This window comes from Streptomyces sp. NBC_01439, assembly GCF_036227605.1.
Classification (GTDB): domain Bacteria; phylum Actinomycetota; class Actinomycetes; order Streptomycetales; family Streptomycetaceae; genus Streptomyces.
In genome coordinates this window covers 462661-476205 of sequence record NZ_CP109487.1, presented here as the reverse complement: position 1 = coordinate 476205, position 13545 = coordinate 462661, and the positions used below count along the sequence as shown (strand labels likewise).

General features: G+C 75.1%; 12 protein-coding genes. 5 read left to right on the top strand and 7 right to left on the bottom strand.

Annotation, left to right across the window (positions count from 1 at the left end; genetic code table 11):
- Positions 1 to 45: 45 nt before the first annotated feature.
- Positions 46 to 1818 carry a GNAT family N-acetyltransferase gene (locus OG207_RS02260; RefSeq protein WP_329095363.1) on the bottom strand — a complete coding sequence of 591 codons (1773 nt, stop codon included), beginning with the start codon at positions 1816 to 1818 and terminating at the stop codon, positions 46 to 48.
- Between the two features lie 95 nt (positions 1819 to 1913).
- On the opposite strand from OG207_RS02260, the gene OG207_RS02255 reads away from it, so the two are divergent.
- Complete coding sequence (locus tag OG207_RS02255) at positions 1914 to 2336, top strand: DUF350 domain-containing protein (protein ID WP_030717969.1); 423 nt, start codon at positions 1914 to 1916, stop codon at positions 2334 to 2336.
- 84 nt (positions 2337 to 2420) lie between these two features.
- On the opposite strand, the gene OG207_RS02250 is transcribed toward OG207_RS02255, so the two are convergent.
- Positions 2421 to 3650, bottom strand: a complete 1230-nt coding sequence (locus tag OG207_RS02250) for an acyltransferase family protein (RefSeq protein WP_329095362.1) — start codon at positions 3648 to 3650, stop codon at positions 2421 to 2423.
- A complete protein-coding gene (locus OG207_RS02245) occupies positions 3647 to 4762 on the bottom strand; it encodes an alpha/beta hydrolase (protein WP_329095359.1) in 1116 nt (371 codons plus the stop codon). Before OG207_RS02245 ends, OG207_RS02250 begins: the two co-directional genes overlap by 4 nt.
- A gap of 334 nt (positions 4763 to 5096) precedes the next feature.
- Between OG207_RS02245 and OG207_RS02240 the strand changes: the two genes are divergently transcribed.
- The gene (locus OG207_RS02240; RefSeq protein WP_329095358.1) at positions 5097 to 6263 is read left to right on the top strand and encodes a calcium-binding protein; all 1167 of its coding nucleotides are present in this window, start codon (positions 5097 to 5099) and stop codon (positions 6261 to 6263) included.
- Between the two features lie 355 nt (positions 6264 to 6618).
- Here the strand turns inward: OG207_RS02240 and OG207_RS02235 are convergent, their stop codons facing one another.
- Together OG207_RS02235 and OG207_RS02230 are read right to left on the bottom strand one after the other, a co-directional pair.
- Complete coding sequence (locus OG207_RS02235) at positions 6619 to 7299, bottom strand: response regulator transcription factor (RefSeq protein ID WP_329095357.1); 681 nt, start codon at positions 7297 to 7299, stop codon at positions 6619 to 6621.
- A complete protein-coding gene (locus OG207_RS02230) occupies positions 7296 to 8654 on the bottom strand; it encodes a sensor histidine kinase (protein ID WP_329095355.1) in 1359 nt (452 codons plus the stop codon). Before OG207_RS02230 ends, OG207_RS02235 begins: the two co-directional genes overlap by 4 nt.
- Before the next feature lie 81 nt (positions 8655 to 8735).
- Between OG207_RS02230 and OG207_RS02225 the strand changes: the two genes are divergently transcribed.
- The 3 genes from OG207_RS02225 to OG207_RS02215 all read left to right on the top strand — a co-directional run bounded on the left by OG207_RS02225 (position 8736) and on the right by OG207_RS02215 (position 10691).
- Positions 8736 to 9683 (top strand): AEC family transporter, encoded by a 948-nt coding sequence (locus OG207_RS02225; protein ID WP_329095353.1) that lies wholly within the window; start codon positions 8736 to 8738, stop codon positions 9681 to 9683.
- Positions 9680 to 10234: an HXXEE domain-containing protein gene (locus OG207_RS02220; RefSeq protein WP_329095351.1), complete on the top strand. Its 555-nt coding sequence runs from the start codon at positions 9680 to 9682 to the stop codon at positions 10232 to 10234. The genes OG207_RS02225 and OG207_RS02220 overlap by 4 nt, the downstream gene beginning before the upstream one ends.
- 61 nt (positions 10235 to 10295) lie before the next feature.
- Positions 10296 to 10691, top strand: a complete 396-nt coding sequence (locus OG207_RS02215; RefSeq protein WP_329095349.1) for a hypothetical protein — start codon at positions 10296 to 10298, stop codon at positions 10689 to 10691.
- Here OG207_RS02215 and OG207_RS02210 read toward each other — a convergent pair.
- Both OG207_RS02210 and OG207_RS02205 read right to left on the bottom strand, forming a co-directional pair.
- Positions 10642 to 11880 carry a trypsin-like serine peptidase gene (locus OG207_RS02210; protein ID WP_329095348.1) on the bottom strand — a complete coding sequence of 413 codons (1239 nt, stop codon included), beginning with the start codon at positions 11878 to 11880 and terminating at the stop codon, positions 10642 to 10644. The two genes, OG207_RS02215 and OG207_RS02210, sit on opposite strands and share 50 nt — an antisense overlap.
- 12 nt (positions 11881 to 11892) lie before the next feature.
- The gene (locus OG207_RS02205; protein ID WP_329095346.1) at positions 11893 to 13437 is read right to left on the bottom strand and encodes an FAD-binding oxidoreductase; all 1545 of its coding nucleotides are present in this window, start codon (positions 13435 to 13437) and stop codon (positions 11893 to 11895) included.
- Positions 13438 to 13545 lie beyond the last annotated feature (108 nt).

The window sequence follows — 13545 nt, the reverse complement described above, 5'->3', positions numbered from 1 at the left end:
ACCGCGGCGGACCACCGGCCCGCCGGTCGGCCGCGCGCCCGCCGGCTACGGCGGGCCGAACATCGCCCCGACCGCGAGGGCCTCGGCCCGTACCAGCGCCTCGGCCGCGTCCAGCACCTCCCTGCTGTGCGCGGCCACCAGCACACCCAGCCAGGGCGCCGGTTCGAAGGCGGCGGTCGGGATCGCGGGGACGAACACCGCCCCGAGCTCCGCGCAGCCCCGGGCCAGGTCCGCGCACCACTCGTCCAGCAGGGCCTCGGGCAGCCGCGCACCCAGTTCCACCCGGTCGACGATCCGTACGAGGTGCCCCGAGCCCCGCAGCGCGTCGAGCCGGGCCGCCACCATGAAGGCGATGGACGGCCCGGTCAGCCGCAGGTTCGTCTCGGTCGGCGCGAGCCGCCCCGCCCCGTCGGCGACGAAGTCCACGTCGAACCAGCCCCGGTAGCCGGATTCCGCCAGCTCCCGGCCCACCGCCGCGCCGAAGGCGGTGAGGGAGCTCTCCGCCCACTCGGGCACCACCCCGGGACCCACGGTGGCGCCCCGGTAGCAGCCGTCCGCCACGTCCATCACCGCCCCGCCCACCTCGTGCGCGCGGCCCGCGTCATCCACGAAGCCGTCGTACGTCAGGTCCCGAGGCCCCCCGTCGGCCCCGGCCGCCGGACCGCCGACGTACTCCTCCACCAGCAACGGCCCGCGCGGCAAACGCCGCAGCACGGCCCGCGCCCCGCCCGCGGCACGGACCCGCTCGGGGGTGACCACCGTGGTGCCCGAACCCCCGACACCGTGCTCCGATTTCAAAACGGTGCTCTCGCCCGCCCTGGTCCTGGCCGCCAGCATCCGGGCCGCCGTCCACCGCCCGTCTGCCCGCCACTGCCGGGGGAGCACGATTCCCGGATGCCCGCCGTCCGCCAGGATCCGCCCGAAGAGGGCGTGCGCCGCGGACTTCGATTCGTAGCGCAGTTCCCCGGGCCGCCACGGCCGGCCCGCCAGCCGTCCGAACGGCCGGGTGCGCCCCCAGGGTACGAGGGGCAGCCCGGCCCCGGTGAGCAGCGCGGCCAGCGCCGGCCGGTCCCGTACGGCATCGGCGAGGCCGGGATCCGCGTCCAACAGGCCGTCGTACACCTCGACCCCGGTCCAGCCCAGCTGGCGGCAGACCAGCTCGGTCCAGCCCCGTGGCACCGGCCGCGGCAGCACCAGCGCGGCCGGGTAGGGACTGTAGAAGGCGGCGAGGCACGCGTAGTGGTGCGCGGGCCGCTGCTCCGGATCCACGGTGGCATCGGCGAACTGCGCGTTGAACTCGCCGACGTTGCCCAGGTGCACGGCCCGCCCGCCACCGGTCCAGGTCCGCGCCCAATCGGCGAGCGGGACGGGAGCCGCCTCGAACCGGACCAGGGCCGGACCACCGGGTCCCCCGTCCGGTGCGGCCGTGGCCACCGCCCCCATCGCCCGGTAGAACCCGGCCGCGTGCGGATCGGAGTCGATCGTCAGCCGGCGCACCCCCAGGTCCACGGCCCGCCGCAGCGCGTCCCGGTACAGCAGCCGACCCACGCCCTGCCCGATGGCGGACGGCTCCACGAAGAGCAGCCCGAGCGCCGCCCGCGGGGGAGCCCCCTCCAGCGAGGCGATCCCGAGCACCTCTCCCCGCCCGTTTTCGGCCACGACCACACGGCGGGCCGTCACGTCGTCGGGCCGGATCCGCAGTTCCGGCGCGCACGCGGCCAGGAAGTCGGCGTCGTACCCCCAGTGCGCCTTGGACCGCATCACCAGCCCGGTCAGGTCCGCCGCCTCGGCGGGCCGCGCGGCCCTGACCTTTACCATTCGCTGACCTCCCCATGGTCCGCGCCAGGGCCGTGCGATAGATTCGGCCTCCCCACGGCACATACTTTCCCATCCACGCGGAGACAGGCTTCTCAATGAGCGACATCATCAACGGACTTGGCCGCACCAGCGCCTACGGCGCCCTCGGCCTGGTGCTGCTGATCCTCGGCATCGTCCTCGTGGACGTGCTGACGCCCGGGAAGCTCCCCAAGCAGATCTGGGAGGAGCGCAACCGCAACGCGGCCCTCTTCCTCAGTTCCGCGCTCCTCGGCATCGGCGGCATCGTCTTCACCTCGATCTGGACGACGTACGCGGACTTCGGCAAGGGCCTGCTGTCCACCGCGGCGTTCGGCGTGCTCGGCCTGATCCTGATGGCGGTGGCCTTCCTCGTGCTCGACCTGGTGACCCCCGGCAAGCTCGGCGCCATCGTCGTCGACCCGGAGCCCCACCCGGCGGTCTGGGTCTCGGCCGCCTGCAACCTCGCCGTGGCCGCGATCGTCGCCGCCTCGATCGCCTGACGCGGAGCGCCCGTACGTGACGAGAGCGCCGCTCCCCCGGGGGAGCGGCGCTCTCGTCGTATCGGGGATCCATCGGGACCCCGGTCAGGCGAGGCCCAGTGCGAACGCCGCGAACCCCGCCGCCAGCAGCCCGGCCACGGTACGGCGCAGCGCGCTCGCCCGGCCTCCCTCCTGGGGCGGCGCCTCGAACCGCCTCGCGGAGCGGGCGATCACGACGAACAGCGATGCGAACACCGGCATCCACGCCAACCGCGCCGCGACCCAACCCAGGCTGTCCGGCGCCGTCGTGAGCCCGGCCAGGTCACCCACGAACGAACCGGGCACGGCCGCGGCCAGCATCGCCGTCTGGTGCCAGCACAAGATCGTCATCGCTGACAGGTTGATCACGACCACCGGGGCCCACAGGGCGGGCCGCTCCAGCAGCTTCGCCAGCCGGTCGCGCAGCAGGATCGCCGCGCCCGACTGCGCCGAGGCCAGGGCCAGCACCAGGAGCGACGGCGGGTGCGAGTTGGTGCGTGCCGCACCCGGTACGCCCACCATCGACGCCGGATAGTGGAAGACCGCCAGCAGCGCGGCGAACAGCAGCGTCCCGCCTGCCAGCAGCAGCCAGGCCCCGCGCCGCCCGATCCGCCGCTCGCCCCAGGAGACGCCCAGCTGGTACGCGAACAGCCAGCCGGGCAGCACGTTCACCAGGGCGAGCCACGACGGTACGGACTCGGCGAGCGGTCCGTAGCGCAGGAAGTCCACCACGGCGACCGAGCCGAGCAGCGGGGCGGCCGCCCAGCCGCCGAGGCGCCGCGCCGCCCGCACGCAGTACGGGGTCAGCGCGGTGACCACCACGTACACCCCGACGAACCACAGCGGTTGGACCACCAGCGTGGCCCCGGTCCGCAGCGATGCCTCCGGTACCCCGGCCGCGTACAGCACGGGCGCGGCCAGCGCCCACACCGCGGTCACCCCGAGCACCGGCCGCCCCAGCCGCACGATGCGGCCCTTCAGCCAGGCGCCCGCCGACCCGGTGCGGCGCCCGAAGGAGAGCGCCGAGGCGTACCCGCCGACGAGGAAGAAGATGCCCAGCATCTGGAGCACCCAGCTGGCCGGGGCCAGGCCGCCGACCGCGGACAGCGGGCTGGCGTTGTGCAGGCCGCCGTCGGAGTCGAGGGTGAAGCCGCCGAGGAGCCAGTGGCCGGTGGGTACGGCCAGCAGCGCCAGGGCGCGCAGCCCGTCGATCGCCCGGTCGCGGTGGGCGGGGGTCCGGCCGTCGATCCGTGCGGCGGCCTTCCGCAGCGGGGCCAGGGTGGCGCGGGCGCTCATCGGGCCGCTCCCTTCGCGATGGCGGCGAAGGCCGCCAGGGACTGGGTGCCGGGCACGAAGTAGCCGGTGTGGCCCACTACGTCGCCCGCCGGTACCCGGCGCGCGCCGAAGGCCGCGGACGTGGGGTCGGCGCCGTGGCCGATCCCCGCGAACTCGACGTTCGGGACGTCGGCGATCCAGTCGGACGGCCCCCGGGCCGCCCAGACGCGGGCCCCGCTGCCGAGGCCGGCCGCGGTGTCGGCGCGCATCCCGGGAGAACCGAAGGCCACGATGTCGGCGGCGTCGGTGTGCCGGGCCGCGAGCCCGCACACCACCGAGCCGTAGCTGTGGCAGAACAGCACCGGGTCGGGCGCGCCGACCGCGTCGAGTCCCGCCGTGAACCGGGCCAGTCGGGCCGCTCCGGCCCGGGCGAGGCGGCCGTCGGCCGCGTCCAGGCCGACACCGACCGGGGTGGTGTAACCGATCCACGCGATGACGGCGGTGGCCCCGCCGGTCCCGGCCGCGGCCCCGGTCCCGGCCCCGGTTCCGGACCCGGACCCGGACCCGGACCTGGACACGGACCCGGTCGCCTCGCGCAGCGCTCGGGCCATCCCGGCCGGGCCGGTGTGGGGCTTGCGCTGGGCGTCGTAGCTGGCGGCGTCGTTGTCCGAACCCGGCACGATCACCGAGACGTGCTCCGCATGCTCCAAGTCCCCGAACACCTCGGCCACCTGCCCCCGGCCGCGCGGGTCGAAGGCCAGGATCTGCCGTTCCGGCGCGGCGAGGGAGGCGTAGCGCGCCTCACCCGTGGCCGCCACGGCGATCCGGTTGGCCTCGTACCGCAGGGGGAGCGGCGCCCCATCCAGATTGCCCACCACCAGCGGGTGCGACCGCAGCAACTGCCGCCGCGCGGTGTCGTCCAGCCCGGCGAAGAAGGCGGCCACCTCGCCCGGCGCGGCGGTCGCCGGATCGGGCAGCGCCCGGCCGGACACCAGGTCGGCCCGCCAGGCGGCGGTGCCGGGCGGCGGTCCGGTGACCGCTGCCTGGCTGTCGCCCGAAGCCCACCCGGCGGTCCCCCCGACGAGGGCCACCGCCAGTGCGGCCGTGACCAGCGTCCTTCCGAAGCGGCGCATGCCCCTTCTCCTCTCCTCGTGACGAGGGGGAAGGTAGGTAGGGGGTATCCGCGTCCACGTCCGACCAGGGAGCCAAGTCGGATGTCATACCCCGGTAGGGGGTGGAGGAGACGGAGTCCTTTCCCGGCCCGCTGATGGGTCCGACCGCTCGCTCCGGCGTTGCCCGGCCCCGCCCCTGTCGTGCCCGGTGCCCGGCACGGCTCGCCGTTGCTCCACGGGTGCGATCCCCGTCAGCCGTCTGCCCGAGCCCGTCAGTGTGTCGGCGTCGCCGAGGCCCGCGCCGCGGCTAGTTATGGCGATAGTCCGACTAATTGCGGCCAAGGGAGTGCAGACGATGCCCCACTGGGAACATCAGCGGGAGTCCGGACCGGGACCTCGCCCCCGCCGGGCGGCCGCCGCCGGCTTCGCCTGCGCCCTGGCCGCCGGATCCCTCGTCCTCCTCGGGACCGGGAACGTCAGCGCACGGGCGGTGACCTGCTTCGGCGTACCCGCCACCCTCGTCGTCACCACCCCCGGCGCGACCACCGACGGGACCCCGGGCAACGACGTGATCGTCGGCACTCCGGGCCCGGACACGATCCACGGCCAGGGCGGCGACGACCTGATCTGCGGGCTGGCGGGTGACGACGTCCTCATCGGCGGACTCGGCAACGACCAGATCGACGGCTCCGCGGGCGCCGACCAGCTGCGCGGCGACAGCTTCAGCCCGACCGGCGACGCCACGGGCGGCGGCAACGACCGCCTGCTCGGAGGCGACGGGGACGACCAGTTCACCGGCGACAGCTACGCCCCCGGCGGCAACGCCGAGGGCGGCGGAAACGACCAGCTCATCGGCGGCCCCGGCAACGACCGGCTGACGGGGGACAGCAGAGGACTGAACGCGGTGGGCGGCGGAGCCGACCGGATCGACGGCGGCCCCGGCGACGACGCCCTGCTCGGTGACTCCGGTGCGTCCGCCGGCAACGCCACGGGCGCCGGGAGCGACGTACTGCTCGGAGGGCCCGGGTCCGAGACCATGACGGGGGACAGCGAGGCCGCACGGAACGCGATCGGCAGCGGCGGCAACGACCTGCTGGACCTGGGCGCCGACGGCGGGGTCTCGGCGATCGGCGACCACACCGTCACCAACCCGGCGGGGGGTCGCGCGATCGGCGCCGGGAACGACCGGATCATCGGCGGAGCCTCCGACGAGTTCCTCGTCGGAGACAGCGGCCCGGCCGATGCGCGCCGCACCGCCGCGGGCAACGACACCATCAGCGGCGGCGCCGGGAACGACCGCGTCTTCGGCGACAACGTCGACCTCACCGGCACGGCGAGCGCGGGAACGGCGGGGGGCGCCGACTTCCTCGACGGCGGCGAGGGCGTCGACACCCTCAAGGCGGGCCCCGCCGGCGACTTCCTCTCCGGGGGCCCCGCCGGCCCGGACGGCCCGGACGCCTGCGACGGCGAAGGCGGAACCGACTTCGCCACCGGCTGCGAGACCCTGGCCGGCCTGCCGTAGGCTGTGTCCGCCAAGTCCCGCCCGCCCCGCGACACCTGGCACTGCACCGCATCCCCCAGACTCTGTCCGGGTCCTCCCAGCGGTAGCCGGGGGAGATGCACGGCCCCAGACACCGCGGGGCCCGCCCCCCCCGGGGCGGCCGGCGCTACCTCGCGGACACGTCCTCGCGGGTGCCCCGCCGGGCTCGCGGTGCCCGCGACGCACGCACCGGGCGTCGATCCGCCCCGACCGACAGGACGCTCCGAGGTCCCGTGCCTGCGATGCCTGGCTCGGCCCTCGGGCACCACACCGGCCCGTGCGCACGCATGACGGACCGGAAGAGCACGGGCGCCCTGCGGCGGCGGTGCCGGCGGACTCAGCCGGAGTCGCCCGGCCGCACCAGCCCCGCCTCGTACGCGAAGATCACGGCCTGCGCCCGGTCCCGCAGGTCGAGCTTGGCCAGCACCCGCCCGATGTGCGTCTTCACCGTCTGCTCCGCCAGTACCAGGTGCCCCGCGATCTCCTGGTTCGACAGCCCCCGCGCGATGAGCTCCAACACCTCGGTCTCGCGCGGGGTGAGCCCCTTCAGCCGCAGCGCCGGGTCCTTGCGCGGCGCCGGGCGCTGCTGGACGAAGTCCGCGATCAGCCGCCGCGTCACCGAAGGCGCCAGCAGCGCCTCGCCCGAGGCGACCACCCGGACCGCGGCGATCAGATCGGCCGGCGGGGCGTCCTTGAGCAGGAACCCGGAGGCCCCCGCGCGCAGCGCCTCGTACACGTAGTCGTCGATGTCGAAGGTGGTCAGCATCAGCACCCTCGGCCGGTGCACCACCCCGGGCGGGGGATCGAGGATCTCCCGGGCCGCCGTGAGCCCGTCCATCTCCGGCATCCGCACGTCCATCAGCACCACATCGGGGTGCGTGGAACGGGACAGCCGCACCCCCTGCCGCCCGTCGGGCGCCTCGCCCACCACGTCGATGTCGGCCTGTGCCGACAGCAGGGCGGCGAACCCGGCCCGCACCATGGCCTGGTCGTCGACGATGATCACGCGAATGGTCAACTGGGGTCCTCGGTCGGATCGTTCAAGGGCAACCGGGCGGCGACCCGGAAGCCGCCGTCGGCCAGCGGGCCCGTGTCGAGCGTCCCGCCGGTCAACCGTACGCGCTCGCGCATCCCCACCAGACCGTGCCCCGTGCCCGAACCCTCCAGCTCCACCACGGCGTCCCGCGCCGGACCGTTGACCACGAGCACCAGGACCTCGTCCTCGTCCACCGTCACCGAGACCCGGGTGGGAGCGCCGGGCGCGTGCCGCACCACATTGGCCAGGGCCTCCTGCACGATCCGGTACGCCGACAGGTCCACCGCCGGTGGCGCGGCCCCGGCCACCCCGGCCGCCAGCGACAGTTCCACCGGCTGCCCGGCCCGTACGGTCGCCTCCACCAACTGCTGGAGCCGGTCGATGCCCGGCTGCGGGGCCCGCTCGCCGTCGGCGCCGTCCGCCCCGCCCGCGCCGTCGCCGCGCAGCACGGTCAGCAGCCGCCGCATCTCGCCCAACGACTCCCGCGCGCTCGCCGCGATCGCCGCGAACTCCTCCCGTACGGGCTCCGACATGCCGGGGACCCGGTACGGCGCCGAATCGGCCTGCACGGTGATCACCGACATGTGGTGGGCCACCACGTCGTGCAACTCGCGCGCGATCCGGGCCCGTTCCTCCAGCAAGGTCCGCCGGGACCGCTCCGCCTCGCTGATGCTCTCCTGCTCGGCGACCCGCTGCTGCGCGTCACCGACCCCGCGCAGCGCGCCCGTCAGGACCAGCATGACGCCGCTGAGCACGAAGAGCAGGGCGGCGGTGTTCGTCACGCCCGCGGGCGGGGAGAAGCCCAGGACGGTACCGACGACGCCGGTCACCAGCCACACCCCGACCAGGGTCCGGACGGACTCGCGCAGTCCCAGGCAGGCCATCAGCACCAGGTAGCCGACGATGGTCATCGGCGGCCACGGCCAGGAATGCCCGGCCACCTCGTCGGCGCCGATCAGCAGCACCGCGGCGACGGTGTCGGCGATCAGTACGACGAGCCAGGCGTGCACCGGCCGGGTCAGCGCGAGGAGCAGCGGCACGGTCTGCGCCACGGCCAGCGCGCCCGCCCAACCGCCGCCGACCCCGTAGTCGTCGGACAGCACCGCGATCGTCACCGGCAGCAGGGTGACGACGAAGATGCCGACGACGACGAACGGCAGCGCCCGCTGCCACCGCCCGGGTGCCTGCGCGAACAGGGGCTGCGCCGCCCCGGCCGGCGTGCGCAGCACGACGGCCAGCCGCGCCAGCGCGCCGGGCACCCGGGCGCCGGCCGCCGAGGAGGAACGGATGCCTGCGCGGGTGCGGCTGCGCAGCCGGTTACGGGGTTCGTCGCTCATGATCGGGCCAGCCTATGTGCCGGAGGGCCGGAAGGCGGGTGGGGCTAGGCTGCTCGCCTGTCGATCATGGGGGATACGGGCATGGGTGGCGCTGCCGCGTTGGAGAAACTGGTGCCGGTGCTGCTGGCGTTCGGCGGCGGCGTGCTGCTCGCCCGCCGGAAGATCGTTCCGGCCGAGGCTTCGAAGGTCTTCTCCGACTACGCCTTCCTCTTCGCCGTCCCCTGTTACCTCTTCGGCAACATCTACGCCAGCGATCTCGGGGCCCTGTTCAACTGGCGGGCGATCGGCGGCTATGCGGGGGCCGCGGCCCTCGCCGTGGTGGCGGTGGCCGTGGCGGCGGTCGCCCACGGCCTGCGCGAGCCCAGCGACGTGGCGCTGCGGGTGATGGCGGGAGTGCAGGTGAACACCGCCTACTTCGCCGTCCCCGTCTTCATCACCGTGTTCGGGACGGCGGCGCCGATCTTCCCGATCCTGCTGTTCCAGGTCTGCGTACTGTCCTTGGTCGTCATCGCCCTCATGGAACTGGGCCGTGCGGGCCCGACGGCGGGCGGCCCGGGGCGCCGTCTCTCCCGCGCCGTCGGCGCCTCGCTCGCGACCCCGTTGGTCCTCGCCTGCAACGCGGGGATCCTGCTCAACCTGCTCTCGGTCCGGGTCCCGGCCGTCGCCTTGGACGGCGCCGCGTTCGTCGGGGACAGCGCCTCCCCGGTGGCCCTGTTCGCCCTGGGCCTCCACCTGGGCGGCCTCGGCCTCCAGCTGCGGGGCACCACGCGCGAAGAACTCGCCCTCGTAGGCTTCAAGTGCCTGGTGTTCCCGCTGCTGACCTGGGCGGTCTGCGGGCTGCTCGTCGGTGTGCGGGGCGAGTGGCTCGCGTACCTCGTCCTGATCGCGGCGATGCCGACCCCGCAGAACCTGTTCATCTTCGCCCAGCGCTACGACGTCGGCGTCGACCTCTCCGCGTCGATCGTGATCAAGAGTTCGCTCGTGTCGCTTCTGTTGCTGCCCCTGTGGCTGCAGACTGTGGCCGTATGAACGCTGACGCTTCCCGCCCCCCGATATCGCCGAGCGCCGTCACCTTAGGACTGTTCGCCGCCTGGGCCGTGCATGACCTCGAAGAAGTGGCCACCGTGGCGCGCTGGTCCCGGACCCGGGTCCCCGCCCTGCGCGAGCGCCACCCCGGCGTCCCCGACCGGGTCTGGCGGAGCATGGAAGCGGTGAACGGCCGCGAGTTCGCCACCGCGGTCGCCGTGATGGGACTCATCGTCGCTGCCGCTTCGGCCGACGGGTACCGCACCGGCGGGCGCTCCGCCTTCTACCAGACCTCGCTGAACGGCTTCGGCCTACACGGCCTCGTGCACGTCGCCCAGGCCGTCGCCACCCGCGGCTACACCCCCGGCGTGGTCACCTCACCACTGCTCGTGGTGCCCTTCACCCTGTGGGCGCGCGGCCGACTGCGCCGGGCCGGGGTCCTGCGGCCCACACGGCCGCGCGACGTCGTCTCGGGCCTAGCCCTCGCGGGCGCGGCCACCGCCGCCTCGCACGCCGTCGCCCGGCGGATCCGCCGGGCCGCGTCCGCGCGGTAGTCCCCGGTCCTTCGGCACCCGTCCGTACGCACCCAGGGCGGCATCGGCTCGTTGACCCGGCATGGAACTGCCGACCATCGCGGCGCCGGGCGTCGGTGAACGGGCCGACGCCGTGGCCGATGCCGCCTGCCACCTCTACGACACCATCGCCCCCTGGGGTACCGGCGCGCCCGGTGGATGGAGCCGGGCCGCCGCCGAGGACGCCGCGGAGGCGATCGAGACCACCGCGCACGCCCTCGCGTCCCTCGACCCGGGCGCCGAGGTGGTCCTCGCGCCCGTCCATGCGGCCCTCGCCGACCTGCGCCGCCGGCTCGGCCTCGCGCCCGCCGACGCGCTGAACGGCGACGGGCCCGTCGCGACCCCGCGCACGGTCGGCAACCCGCGCCGGACCCGCCGGGCAAGGGTGCTCACCGCCGCGCCTTCGCCCCGGCTACCGCCTTCTCGTACAACTTCCTGATGTCCGCGCCGAAGTAGGAGCTGTACGAGGTGTCGACCTTGTCCCCGCCGGTCTTCCAGCCGCCGATGACCCCCACCACGTCACCGGTCCCCGTGCGCGCGTCGTAGCGGGTCAGGAACGGGCCGCCGCTGGTCCCGCCGGGATAGCCGGTGCAGTCGATCCGCAGGAACGATCCCGGGATCCGCGCGTCGGCACTGGTGAACTTCGTCGTCCGGTTGACGCACACCCGCGGCCGGGCGGCCGAGGCCGGGTAGCCGATCAACGTGACCCGTGCGTGCGCGTAACCGGCCCCGGTCCGCAGCCGGTTCCCGCCCACCACGTCCTCCACCGAGAAGCCGCGGGCGTTCGGACCCACCTGGGCGAAGGCCGCGTCGAGGGCTGCTGCGCGGTCGACGCCCTGGGAGCGGTAGCGCGGGTCGATCCAGATCTTGGAGCGCCCGTCCGCGTCCCGCAGGACCGGGAACAGGCCGTACGGCTGCGGCTTCGCCCGGGTGTACTGCGGTACGAAGGCCACCTGCTGGGTGTCGGAGCCGAGCAGGCAGTGCGCCGCGGTGAGCACCAGGTTGCGGCCGGGGGAGGAGACCACGCTGGCGGTGCAGAAGTAGGTCCCACCGGCCTTGACGAGGAACATCCGGCCGGTGACCGGGATGCCGTCGAAGTTCTGCCCGATGCCGGTGGTGAGGGCCGGCAGCCGCGGAACGGCCGGGCGTGCCGGGGCGGGAAGCGGAGCCGGAGCCGTTGGCGCGCGGGCGGGCACGGGCACGGGAACGGCGGGAGGAGTGGGGACGGGAGGGGGAGCGGAAGCCGGCGCGGGTGTCGTGGTGGGCAGCGGGAGCCCTGTCGCGGCGGGGGTCGGCGTGGCGATCGGGACCGCCTCGACCGCCTCGACCGCCTCGACCGCCTCGACCGCCTCGACCGGTTCGGCCGGTTCGGCCCCTCCGATCGGTTCGGCCGGCTCCGGGCGTTCGGGCACCGCGGGCGGCGCGGGATCCACGCGTGCGGGCGGTACGGGCGGCAACGGTGCTGCGGAGGCCATTCGTTCGGCGCTCCAGAAGGACTGCGCCTCGCGCGCCGACCAGCGGCCCACGGCCACCGGGGCGGCGACGCCTCCGGCCTCGGCCACGGGCAGCGGCCCCCCCGACACCAGCAGGGCGGCCGCCACCACGGCCATCGTCAACGTACGTCGCATGCCGGACACTCCCTAAAGGGCCTGGGGGAAACGGAAGAGCCGGTCCGGGTCGTAGACACGCCGGACCTGCTGCAGGCGCGCGAGGTTCGGGCCGTAGTAGGCCTCGCGCCAGCCCGTGAGCTTCGGGTCGGTGTAGTTCTGGTACGCGCGGCCGCTCGCCCAGGGGCGCAGGTCCTGCCAGAGCCCGTCCAGCCAGCCCTGGTGCCGGGCGACCTCGGCCGCCGCTGCGGATTCGGGCCAGTAGGCGAGGTACTGGGCGAGGAAGGCGCTGTCGCGGTGGACGAAGGCGGTGGAGCCGGCCGGGACGCGGTTCACCGCGCCGCCGCAGACCCCGTCGAACTGGACCACGCCCAGGCCGCCCCCGGGCACGCTCGCCCCGTACCGCCGCACGGCGTCCAGCACCGCGCCGATCGCCGCGTCCGGCAGTCCGCCGCCCGCCCAGAAGTCGGACCGTGCGGCGTACGAGTCGCGGCCGAGCCGCCCTTGCGGGTCCCGGCCCGGCAGGGTGCCCGGCAGCCGGCACTGCGCCGGGCCCAGCTCCGAGCAGCCGGACATGACCCGGACGGTGTCCTCGTGGCTGCGTACGGTGATCCAGCTGTCCCGCGGTGCCCCGCCGACCAGGTCGGACAGCCGGGTCAACTGCCGCTCCAGCTCGTGACGCCCGTCGAGGCACACCACCCGTACCGCCGGTGGTACCCCGGCTCCGGCACCCGCCTCGACGGTGAACTCCACCTGGCTCCAGAACGGGTCCGGCAGCCCGGCCAGCCAGCGCTGCCAGCCGCGCAGCACGGCCGCGGAGTCACCGCCGGGCCAGCGGAGTTCGGCGAAGGCGCACGCGTCGACCGGGTGCGTGCGCAAGCGGAACTCGGTGACCACGCCGAAGTTTCCGCCGCCACCGCCGCGCAGCGCCCAGAAGAGCTCCGGATCCCGGTCGGCGGAAACCTCGCGGACGATCCCGTCGGGGGTGACCACCCGGGCCCCGGTGAGCCGGTCGGAGGTGGTCCCGTACGCCCGCGAAGCCAGGCCCAGGCCGCCGCCGAGGGTGAGTCCGGCGATGCCGACGGAGGGGCACAGCCCGGTCGGGACGGACCTGCCGTGCGGGGCGAGGGCCGCGTGCACGTCCCCGAGCCGGGCCCCGGCGCCGATCCGTACGCCGCCTTGCCCGCCTTGCCCGCCTTCCCCGCCGTCGCCGTCGACCGACACCGCGGCCATGGCCCCGGTGTCGACCACCAGCCCGGCGGATCGCGTGGACCAGCCGGCGTAGCTGTGCCCGCCGCCGCGCGGGACCACGGGCGCGGCCGAGCGGCGGGCGAAGTCCAGGCAGACGGCCACGTCCCCGGCGTGCGCGGGATAGGCCACCGCGGCCGGAGCGACGGTGTCGTACCGGGGCTGGAACAGCCGGCGGGCCTCCGGGTAGTCCCGGTCCCCGGGGAGCACCACGCGCCCGTCCACGCCGCGCGCCAGCGCCCCGTAGTCCGGGGTCCGGGCCGCCGCTCCGACGGTGGCGAGGACGGCCGCGGCCGCGCTGCCCAGGACTTGGCGGCGATGGAGGCTCATACCTCCTTCCTGCCACCGCCCGGGCCGATAGCCGTGCAGGCGGGTCCCACACGCACCGGGGTGCCCCCTGAACGGCCCTGCTGGAGCGCTTCCCGGACCTCACCGGGG

Excerpts from the sequence above, each read along its gene's own strand:
- OG207_RS02260 (WP_329095363.1), bottom strand. The coding sequence starts at position 1,818 with ATGGTAAAGGTCAGGGCCGCGCGGCCCGCCGAGGCGGCGGACCTGACC.
- OG207_RS02255 (WP_030717969.1), top strand. The coding sequence starts at position 1,914 with ATGAGCGACATCATCAACGGACTTGGCCGCACCAGCGCCTACGGCGCC.
- OG207_RS02250 (WP_329095362.1), bottom strand. The coding sequence starts at position 3,650 with ATGAGCGCCCGCGCCACCCTGGCCCCGCTGCGGAAGGCCGCCGCACGG.
- OG207_RS02245 (WP_329095359.1), bottom strand. The coding sequence starts at position 4,762 with ATGCGCCGCTTCGGAAGGACGCTGGTCACGGCCGCACTGGCGGTGGCC.
- OG207_RS02240 (WP_329095358.1), top strand. The coding sequence starts at position 5,097 with ATGCCCCACTGGGAACATCAGCGGGAGTCCGGACCGGGACCTCGCCCC.
- OG207_RS02230 (WP_329095355.1), bottom strand. The coding sequence starts at position 8,654 with ATGAGCGACGAACCCCGTAACCGGCTGCGCAGCCGCACCCGCGCAGGC.
- OG207_RS02225 (WP_329095353.1), top strand. The coding sequence starts at position 8,736 with ATGGGTGGCGCTGCCGCGTTGGAGAAACTGGTGCCGGTGCTGCTGGCG.
- OG207_RS02220 (WP_329095351.1), top strand. The coding sequence starts at position 9,680 with ATGAACGCTGACGCTTCCCGCCCCCCGATATCGCCGAGCGCCGTCACC.
- OG207_RS02215 (WP_329095349.1), top strand. The coding sequence starts at position 10,296 with ATGGAACTGCCGACCATCGCGGCGCCGGGCGTCGGTGAACGGGCCGAC.
- OG207_RS02210 (WP_329095348.1), bottom strand. The coding sequence starts at position 11,880 with ATGCGACGTACGTTGACGATGGCCGTGGTGGCGGCCGCCCTGCTGGTG.
- OG207_RS02205 (WP_329095346.1), bottom strand. The coding sequence starts at position 13,437 with ATGAGCCTCCATCGCCGCCAAGTCCTGGGCAGCGCGGCCGCGGCCGTC.